At 75.4% G+C, this 8,260-nt stretch carries 10 protein-coding genes and 1 pseudogene; 3 read left to right on the top strand and 8 right to left on the bottom strand.

Going from position 1 to position 8,260, the window contains the following annotated elements; translation table 11 throughout:
* The 3 genes from SSBG_RS34105 to SSBG_RS02330 form a co-directional block, all read left to right on the top strand.
* Nucleotides 1-707: MFS transporter (locus tag SSBG_RS34105; RefSeq protein ID WP_008744632.1), on the top strand; the 707-nt coding region annotated here is incomplete at its 5' end.
* A 174-nt stretch (nucleotides 708-881) separates the two neighbouring features.
* Nucleotides 882-2,090: an FAD-dependent monooxygenase gene (locus SSBG_RS02335; protein WP_008744631.1), complete on the top strand. Its 1,209-nt coding sequence runs from the start codon at nucleotides 882-884 to the stop codon at nucleotides 2,088-2,090.
* 130 nt (nucleotides 2,091-2,220) lie between these two features.
* Nucleotides 2,221-2,703 (top strand): DUF1772 domain-containing protein, encoded by a 483-nt coding sequence (locus SSBG_RS02330; RefSeq protein ID WP_234010310.1) that lies wholly within the window; start codon nucleotides 2,221-2,223, stop codon nucleotides 2,701-2,703.
* A 9-nt stretch (nucleotides 2,704-2,712) separates the two neighbouring features.
* On the opposite strand, the gene SSBG_RS02325 is transcribed toward SSBG_RS02330, so the two are convergent.
* From SSBG_RS02325 to SSBG_RS34100, 8 genes and pseudogenes are all read right to left on the bottom strand, one after another.
* Nucleotides 2,713-2,979, bottom strand: a complete 267-nt coding sequence (locus SSBG_RS02325) for a hypothetical protein (protein ID WP_037868747.1) — start codon at nucleotides 2,977-2,979, stop codon at nucleotides 2,713-2,715.
* A complete protein-coding gene (locus tag SSBG_RS02320) occupies nucleotides 2,963-3,640 on the bottom strand; it encodes a TNT domain-containing protein (RefSeq protein ID WP_008744629.1) in 678 nt (225 codons plus the stop codon). The genes SSBG_RS02325 and SSBG_RS02320 overlap by 17 nt, the downstream gene beginning before the upstream one ends.
* Before the next feature lie 145 nt (nucleotides 3,641-3,785).
* Nucleotides 3,786-4,430 (bottom strand): peptide deformylase, encoded by a 645-nt coding sequence (locus SSBG_RS02315; RefSeq protein ID WP_037868745.1) that lies wholly within the window; start codon nucleotides 4,428-4,430, stop codon nucleotides 3,786-3,788.
* Nucleotides 4,431-4,488: 58 nt separating this feature from the next.
* Nucleotides 4,489-5,919, bottom strand: coding sequence for a cytochrome P450 (locus SSBG_RS02310; RefSeq protein WP_234010309.1), 1,431 nt, complete (start codon nucleotides 5,917-5,919; stop codon nucleotides 4,489-4,491).
* Nucleotides 5,916-6,617, bottom strand: coding sequence for a GTP-binding protein (locus SSBG_RS02305; protein WP_199781327.1), 702 nt, complete (start codon nucleotides 6,615-6,617; stop codon nucleotides 5,916-5,918). The genes SSBG_RS02310 and SSBG_RS02305 overlap by 4 nt, the downstream gene beginning before the upstream one ends.
* Nucleotides 6,598-6,966: a DUF742 domain-containing protein gene (locus SSBG_RS02300; RefSeq protein ID WP_008744625.1), complete on the bottom strand. Its 369-nt coding sequence runs from the start codon at nucleotides 6,964-6,966 to the stop codon at nucleotides 6,598-6,600. Before SSBG_RS02300 ends, SSBG_RS02305 begins: the two co-directional genes overlap by 20 nt.
* Entirely contained in the window at nucleotides 6,963-7,382 is a 420-nt protein-coding gene (locus SSBG_RS02295) for a roadblock/LC7 domain-containing protein (protein ID WP_037870977.1), read from the bottom strand. Before SSBG_RS02295 ends, SSBG_RS02300 begins: the two co-directional genes overlap by 4 nt.
* A 134-nt stretch (nucleotides 7,383-7,516) precedes the next feature.
* Nucleotides 7,517-8,260: pseudogene (locus SSBG_RS34100) on the bottom strand (histidine kinase); the annotation flags it as partial.

The raw sequence follows: 8,260 nt of genomic DNA, 5'->3' as shown, positions 1-8,260 counted from the left end.
CGTCGCGGTGGCACCGGCCCTGTTGCGGCAGGAGGACCGGTGCCACCGAAGCGGCGCCGACGCCCGGCGCGGGGGCCGCGCCCCGCTCCCGTACCCGTACCCCGGGCCGCATCTGGCTCCTCGCCGCGCTCGCTCTCATGCTGATGCTCAGCGAGGGCGTCGCGAACGACTGGAGCACGCTGCACCTCAAGGACGTGCTCGACGCCCCCGAGTCCACGGCCGCCTTCGCCTACGGCGCCTTCGCGACGGCCATGACCGCCGGGCGCTTCCTCACCGACCGCGTCGCCGCCCGTCTCGGCTCCTTCGCGGTGCTGCGCCACGGTGCCGCGCTCGCCGCGCTGGGGCTGACCCTCGCGGCCCTGTCGCCCTCCGTCTGGGCGGCCCTCGCGGGCTGGACCGTCTTCGGCGCGGGGCTCTCGGGCTGCGTCCCGCAACTCTTTAGCGCGGCGGGCCACGCCGACCCGGCGGGCGCCGGTGTCAACGTCTCGCGCGTCGCGGGCCTCGGCTACCTCGGAATGCTCGCGGGCCCCGCCGTCATCGGCCCGCTGACCCACCTCGTGCCGCTCAACCTCGCGTTCTTCCTCCCGGTCGCCTGCTGCGTGATCGCCGCCGTGGCGGCGGGGGTGCTCCGGCCGGACCCGGGCCCGGCCCGCCAGGACGGGACGACGGCGCCCTCGCGGGAACCGGGCGACCCCGTGCTCCCCTGACGGCACCCCGGGCCGGCCGGTGCTTCACGCGGGAGGTGTGCCGCCCGGGCGGGTGGACCCCGGCCGTACCTCCCCTGTCGCGCCCGCCCGGCCCCGCGCCCGCTGCTACCTTCCTGCCGATTCGGGCGGGTTCGTCACCGCCCACCGACCAGCAGCGGCAGAGCGGGAGCGCACGTGAAGATCGTCTGTGCCGGAGGCGGCCCCGGAGGGCTGTACTTCTCGATCCTGATGAAACTCCAGGACCCCACGCACGAGATCACCGTGCACGAACGCAACCCCGTCGGCTCCACCTACGGCTGGGGCGTCACCTACTGGGAGGAACTGCTCGACCGGCTCCGCGCCCACGACGAGCCCAGCGCCCACGCGATCCACGCCGCGTCACTGCCCTGGAAGAACGGCCGCGCCCGCGTCCGCGAGGAGGTCACCGAGCACCACGGCGACCAGGGCTACGGCATCGGCCGCCACCGCCTCCTCGCCCTCCTCACCGCCCGCGCCCGCGACCTCGGCGTCGAGGTCCTGCACGGCAGCGCGATCGACCCCGCCGCGCCCCCGGCCGCCGACCTCCTCCTCGCGTCCGACGGCGTCGGCAGCACCCTGCGCCACCACCACGCCCACCACTTCGGCCCGCGCCTCACCGAAGGCCGCAACGTCTACGTCTGGCTCGGCACCCCCAAGGTCTTCACGAGCTTCAGCTTCGCCTTCGTGGACACGCCGCACGGCTGGATCTGGTGCTACGCCTACGGCTACGGGCCCGAGGGCAGCACCTGCGTCATCGAGTGCGCCCCCGCCACCTGGCGCGGCCTCGGCCTCGACACCGCCAAGGAGGACGCCCAGCTCCGCACCCTCGAAGGGCTCTTCGCCGGACTCCTCGACGGTGCCCCGCTCCTCGGCCAGGACGCCACCCACCCCGCCCCCGACTGGCGCCCCTTCCGCACCCTCACCACCCGCCGCTGGCACCACGGCAACGTCGTCCTTCTCGGCGACGCCGCCCACACCACCCACTACTCCATCGGCGCTGGCACCACCCTCGCCCTCGAAGACGCCATGGCCCTCGCCGACGCCCTCCGCGAGGGCGGCCCGCGCGAGGCGGCCTTCGCCGCCTACGAACGCCGCCGCCGCGGGGAACTCCTCTCCGTCCAGAGCGCCGCGCGGCACAGCGCCCACTGGTACGAGAACCTGCCCCGCTACATCGGCCTGCCCCCCGAGCAGATGTTCGCGCTCCTCGGCCAGCGGCACTCCCCGCTCCTGCCCTACGTCCCGCCCCAGCTCTACTACCGCGTGGACCGCGCCGCCGAACGCCTCGAAGCGCTCCGCCGCCTCAAGCGCTGGCTCGGACCGCGCCTCGCCCGCGGCCTCCAGGCCCGGGACAAGGAACGGCGCTGAGGGGAGCGCCGATTCCGTGGTGTCGAAGATGCTTTGACGGCCCTCCCGTGAACCGGTAGGTTCCAAATCCGTTGCCGAGCGGGGGACGTGGCACAGCGGAGCAGGGGGAGACATGAAGGCGCTGACAGGTGTGTCCTTGTTCCTTGGCGTCCTGGCCACCGGCCTCATGGCGGGGCTGTTCACCGCCTTCGCCTACGCGGTCATGCCGGGGCTCGGCAGGGGAAGCGACCGGACCTTCGTCGAGGCCATGCGGAACATCAACAAGGCCATCCTCAACGGCTGGTTCCTCACCCCCTTCTCCGGCGCCCTCCTCGCCCTGGCCCTCGCCGCCTTCGGCGCCTGGCGCGGCGGCGAGCACCCCGTCCTGTGGTGGGTGCTCGCCTCCCTCGCCCTCTACGTGGTGATGTTCGCCGTCACCGCCGGCGTCAACGTCCCGCTCAACGACCGCCTCGCCGACGGCGAACTCCCGGCGGCCGCCGACGCGCTGGCGGCGGCCCGCGAGCACTTCGAGTCCTCCTGGGGCGCCTGGAACGTCGTCCGCGCGCTCGCGGCGACCGGCTCCTTCGCCTGCGCGGCCTGGGCCCTCGTACGGTACGGGCGCGCCACGGCCTGAACCGGCGCCTCAGCCCAGGAGCAGCCGGTACAGGTGCGCGCACGCCTCCCGCTCCTCGGCATGGAGCGCGTACGGCGTCCAGCGGCCCCGCTCGTAGCCCCCGGTCTCCCACCCTGCCGCGTCCCCCGGGGCGCGGCGCAGATAGAGGAAGTCGGGCGGCAGCGGCGCCGGTTGATGGGTGTCCTCGATCCAGTAGACCGAAGGCGGCAGGCCCGCCGCGCGCAGCGCGGCGGCGAGCGCCGCCCGGGGCGCCCCGGCCTCAGCCGACGAGGGCACGCAGGTAGTCGTGGTCGAGCAGCCACTTCACGTTCAGGCCCTCACCCGCGCCCGGGTCGAGCAGCGCCGGGTCCAGCTTGATCTGCTCGCCGCCGCCCGGCTGCCCGAACCACGGCGCGATCGGTCCCTGCCACACGGTGAACCGCTTCGTCACCTCGTACACGTGATAGGAGCACGGCGCCTCCGGCTCACGGGTGTTGAGGTTCTGCGGCGGCAGCGCGCGCCGCGCGTAGGCGTCCCCGGCGGGAGCGAGGAAGGCCCCGTACACCGAGCCGAAGCGGTCCAGGCGCTCCCCGCGCCGCAGGCGCGTCACCGTGCGGTCCGGCTCGCCGTTCGTCTCCGCGAAGCCGTCGTTCGGCGGGTACTTCCAGCTCCCCTTCGTGGCGTCGCCCTCCCAGTACTTCCTCAGGAAGGCCCGTTCACCGAGCCCGCCCGTGCGCTTCCAGCCCTTGAGGAGCGGGCCCACCGGCTCCTTCCGGGGCCCGGGCAGGTGGCGCGGGCCGAGCCGGGCGTCCCCGCGGAACTCGCCCGTGCACGGGGCGGCAGCGGCGGCCCCGGCGGGCTTCACGGCCCCGGCCGGTTTCGCCGCCCCGGCGGGAGCGGTGGCGAGCGCGGCGGTGGTGAGCGCGGCGAGCAGCAGCGCGAGCGGCTTGGCGGTCACGAAGGGGTACCTCCGGGCAGTACGGGAGCCCCGCGCCGGGCAGCGGCGCGGGCGGTGACCTGCCGCAAGCTAGCCGGACGCCGCCCCCGCCCCCGCCGCCCGCGAGCCCCGCCCGCCCGAGTCCCCCCGAACGAGTGAGGCACCCTCATTCCGCGACGAACCCCAGTCCGGCGGCGGCCCGTTCGGGCGACGGCTCGTTCCAGTACCGCAGCAGGTTCTCGTTCGACGTGAGCGAGCGCGGCAGCGCGCGGTCCACGTACAGCGTCCCGTCGAGGTGATCCGTCTCGTGCTGCACGATCCGCGCCGCCCAGCCGCCCACCTCCTCGTCCAGCGCCGTGCCGTGCTCGTCCTCGGCGCGCAGCCGCACCACCGCGTGCCGCGCCACGACCGCCTGCCAGCCCGGCACGCTCAGGCAGCCCTCGTAGAACAGGGCGCGCCGCTCGCCGGCCGGCGCGTAGTGGGGGTTGACGAGGACGCGGTACGGCAGCGGCTCGCGCCCCCGCATGCGGCGCACCTCCTCGGGCACCGTCGCCGGGTCCTCCAGGACCGCGAGCCTGAGCGGCACCCCGATCTGCGGGGCCGCGAGCCCGACCCCGGGAGCCTCCCGCATCGTGCGCCGCATCGCCGCGAGCAGCCGCGCGAGCAGCGGGCCCGGAAGCTGGCCCTCGTACGGCGCGGCCGGTGTGCGCAGGACGGGGTCGCCGGCGGCGACGATCGGCAGGAGGTCCCCGGCGGCGAGCAGGCGCTCGACCCGCTCGGGCAGCGACGACGGCGTGTCAGGAGTGGTCATCGGGCCAGTCTCGCAAAGCACACCGGCCCGCCCGGCCCGCAGCCGGGGACCGGCCTGCTCAGTCGTGCAGCAGGCCGGTCTCGCGCGAGCGGGCCCGGCCCGCGCCGCGGTCCGTCCACTCCCGCACCCCGCCCGCCGAGAAGACCACGGGCAGTTCCTCCAGACCGCGCTTCCACAGCGAGCGGCGCCAGCGCAGCTCCCCGGCCTCCACCGCGACCGCGAGGTCAGGCAGCCGGGCCAGCAGCGTGTCGATCGCGGTACGGGCGATGACGCGGGCCAGCTGCGGGGACGGGTGCGGGCAGCGGTGCTCGCCCATGCTGAACGACAGGTGCGCCGTGCTGCCCTCACCCATGCCGCCGTGCGGCCACAGCTCCGGATCGGTGTTCGCCGCGGCGAGACCGAGCAGCACGCAGTCGCCCTGCTTGACGGCGCGCCCGCCGAGCTCCGTGTCGCGCGTCGCCCAGCGGCCCAGGAAGTTCTGCACCGGCGTGTCCAGCCACAGCGTCTCGGTGAGCGCCTCCGGGACCCCGACGCGACCGCCCGCGACCTTGTCGGCGAAGCGGTCGTCGAGCAGGAGGAGGCGCAGCGCGTTGCAGATCCAGTTCGCGGTGGGCTGCTGGCCGGCCAGGATGAGCACCGCGAGATCGTGCACCGCCTCGGCGTCCGTCAGCGCGGCGGCGTCCGCCACGAGGTAGGAGGTGAGGTCCCGCTCGGGCCGGGCGCGGCGCGAGGCGATGAGCGCGCCGAGCTGCCGCGCGACCCGCCGGTAGGCGTCCACCGGGTTCTCGCCGCGCTCGGCGTCGAGCGTGATCCGCAGGTCCTCCGCGAGGTTCTCGGTCACCCGCTCGCCCGCGGGCATCCCGCACAGCTCGACCATGACGCGCACCGGCAGCGCGTGCACGTACGCCTCCAGCAGCTCCACCCGCCCGTCGTGCACGAACCGGTCGGTGAGCCGCCGTCCGACCGACTCGCACACGAGCGAGACGTCGTACATGTCCATCGCCTCCAGCGCGCGCGTGAGCGCGCCCGCGCGGCGCCGGTGCTCCTCGCCCTCCGCGAAGAACACCGAGGGCTGGTAGCCCGCGTAGGCGAGCAGCGGCCAGTCCCCGGGGATGTTCTCCCACTGGTGCCAGCGCCGTGAGTCGCGCCCGAACTCCTCGTCGTGGCCGGTCACATAGGCCACCTCGGGGTAGCCGAGGGCGAGCCAGGCGGGGATGTCGTCGTCCAGGAGGACGGGGGCCACCGGCCCGAAGCGCGCCCGCAGTTCGCGGTACAGCTCGGCGGGCGGCCGGTCCGAGTCGAGCGTCGAGAGGCGTACCGGCTCGTCCTCCCAGCGGTCCCCGTGCGCCGGGCAGGCGGGCGGGGGGCCGCCGGAGGCGGTGGGCAGGCGCAGCGGCGGCGTCGCGGACTCCTTCGGGCGGTGGTCCCAGGGCCGCAGCGGTTCGGGCCCGTAGTCGTCCGAGGGGGGCGGGAAGAGCGGGTTCTTCATACGCCTGCCTCCTGCGCGAGGGCGCGGTGGTAGAGGTGGTCGACGAGGGTGAGCAGGACCTCCTTGCTGGAGGCGCGTTCGCGCGCGTCGCAGTCCAGGACGGGCACGTGCGCGGAGAGGTTGAGCGCGGCGCGGATCTCCGCGAGGCCGTAGCGGCGCGGGTCGTTCTCGAAGCGGTTGACGGCGACGACGAAAGGCGTGCGGTGCGCTTCGAGGCGGTCCACCGCGTACCAGGAGTCGGCCACCTTGCGGGTGTCCACGAGGACGACCGCGCCGAGGCTCCCGGCGAACAACTGGTCCCACAGGAACCAGAAGCGCTCCTGCCCCGGGGCGCCGAAGAGGTAGAGCACCGTGCGCTCGTTGAGCGTGATGCGGCCGAAGTCGAATGCGACGGTCGTCGTGGTCTTCGACTCGACGCCCGCGAGGTCGTCCACGCCCTGGCCGGCCTCCGTCATGACCTCCTCGGTGCTCAGCGGGCGGATCTCGCTCACGGCGCGCACCATCGTCGTCTTGCCGACGGCGAAGCCGCCGACCACGACGATCTTCACGCCCTGCTCGGCGGTGGCCGGCAACGGCGTGCGGGCCCCCGGGGGCGCGGTGGCCTGGGCGGGGACGGTGTCGGAGGGCGGGCCCGGGGGCGAGGCCGTGCCGCTCGCGCCCGGGGCGGGCATGGCGGAATCAGAGTCTGCGCAGCGCATGGAGCACCTCTTCGAGTACGGCGGTGTCCGGTCCCGTCGTCCCCGCCGCGCGGGCGGCGGGGCGCGGGGAGCGGACGCGGATGTGCCCGGCGGCGAGCAGGTCCTCCAGGAGGATGCGCGTCACCACGACGGGCAGGCCGAGTTCGGCGGAGAGCTCGACCACCGCCATCGGGTGCCGGCACAGGTCCAGGACGCGCTGGTGCTCGGGCCCGGAGCCGCGGGCCCGGTCCGTCTCGCGCACGACCAGGGTGACGAGGTCGAAGACGCGTGAGCCCGCGGCGGTCCTGCCGCCGGTGACGAGGAAGATCCGGTCGGGTTCGCCCACGTCGGCCGGACCGCGTGGCGTCACGGGGTACCGGCGTTCGGCGCGGGGCTGCGCGGTTCGGCGCGCAGGTGGGCGCCGATCGCGCCGACCAGATGGCTCATCTCCTGTCCCACGTACTCGGGGTCGGCGTTCTCCTCGGCGACCACCGCGAGGTGCGCGCCCTCGCCCGCGTCCACGATGAACAACTGTCCGCCGTAGTACGCGGTCATCGAGTGCCGCACGCCGCCGCGCCGGTCGCCGAATTCGACGGACGCGCCCTGGGCGAGTGCCTGGATGCCGGAGCAGATCGCGGCGAGCTGGTCGGCCTGGTCGAGGGGGAGGTCGGGGGTCCAGCAGAGTTTGAGGCCGTCGCGGGAGAGCACGAGGGCGTGGCGGGTTCCCGGGGTGTGGTCCAGGAGTTTTTCGAGGAGCCAGTCGAGGCTGTTGTCGGTGGTGGGCATGGTGTGCGCGGGCGGTGTCCGCACGGGGGCACGGACGCCGTCCTTGTCTCCAATCACGTGCGCCGGTCCGGGGCGGCCGGGGCGGGGCGGTGGAATACGGGACGGGGCGGGCGGAACGGGGCCCTGCCGGGGGCTCAGGGAGTCTCGCGGCCCGGCGGGGGAGCGGGGGACGGGGTGTCCTGCGCCCGCGGGGCCGGGCCCGGTGGCGCGGCGGGCCGCTCGGCCGCGGCCGCCTCGCGGGCGGCGCGGCCCGCACGCATCGCGCGGTCGAAGCCGCCGAAGCTGCGGCCCACGTCCTGCTGCGGGGCGGGCGCGGGGGTCTCCCCGGCGAGGAGTTCGGCGATCATCTGGTCCACGGCGGCCATCGTCCGGCCCGGCGGGCGGACGGGGAGACCGTTCTCCGTGGAGACGAGCGGCCCGAGCCCCTGCAAGGGGTCGAAGAACAACTCGCCGCTGTCGTCCCCGAAGAACCGCGCCCGCGCCCCGTCCGGGTCGGCGCGGAAACGCTCGCGCTCCATGAATCCGGGCACCGGGTCCTCCCTGTCGGGCTCCCCCGGCATGTCCTGCGCGTAGGGGGCGGCGGGCGGCGTCGCGGCCTGGTGGCGCGGGGAGGGGAGCGGCCCGTGCGTACCGGGGCCCCGGGTGGGGAGCGGGGGCGGCCCGGGGACGTCCCTCCGGGCGGCTGGGGCGCTTGGGGCGCCGGCGAGGCTCGGGGCGCCGGCGGCGCTCGTGGCGGTGGTGCCGGGAGGCAGGCCGGACCCGGCGGGACCCGGCTCCGGACCCGTGCCGTTCGCGTCCCGTACGTCCTGTTCGTCCTGCCCGTCCGCACGCTCCTCCCGGGGTGCGGCCACCTCCGGAGCCGGTCCGTCGCGGTACGG

It is taken from the genome of Streptomyces sp. SPB074, assembly GCF_000154905.1.
GTDB lineage: Bacteria > Actinomycetota > Actinomycetes > Streptomycetales > Streptomycetaceae > Streptomyces.
The sequence above is the reverse complement of the archived record's forward strand: the minus strand, read 5'-3'. Positions and strand labels throughout refer to the sequence as shown.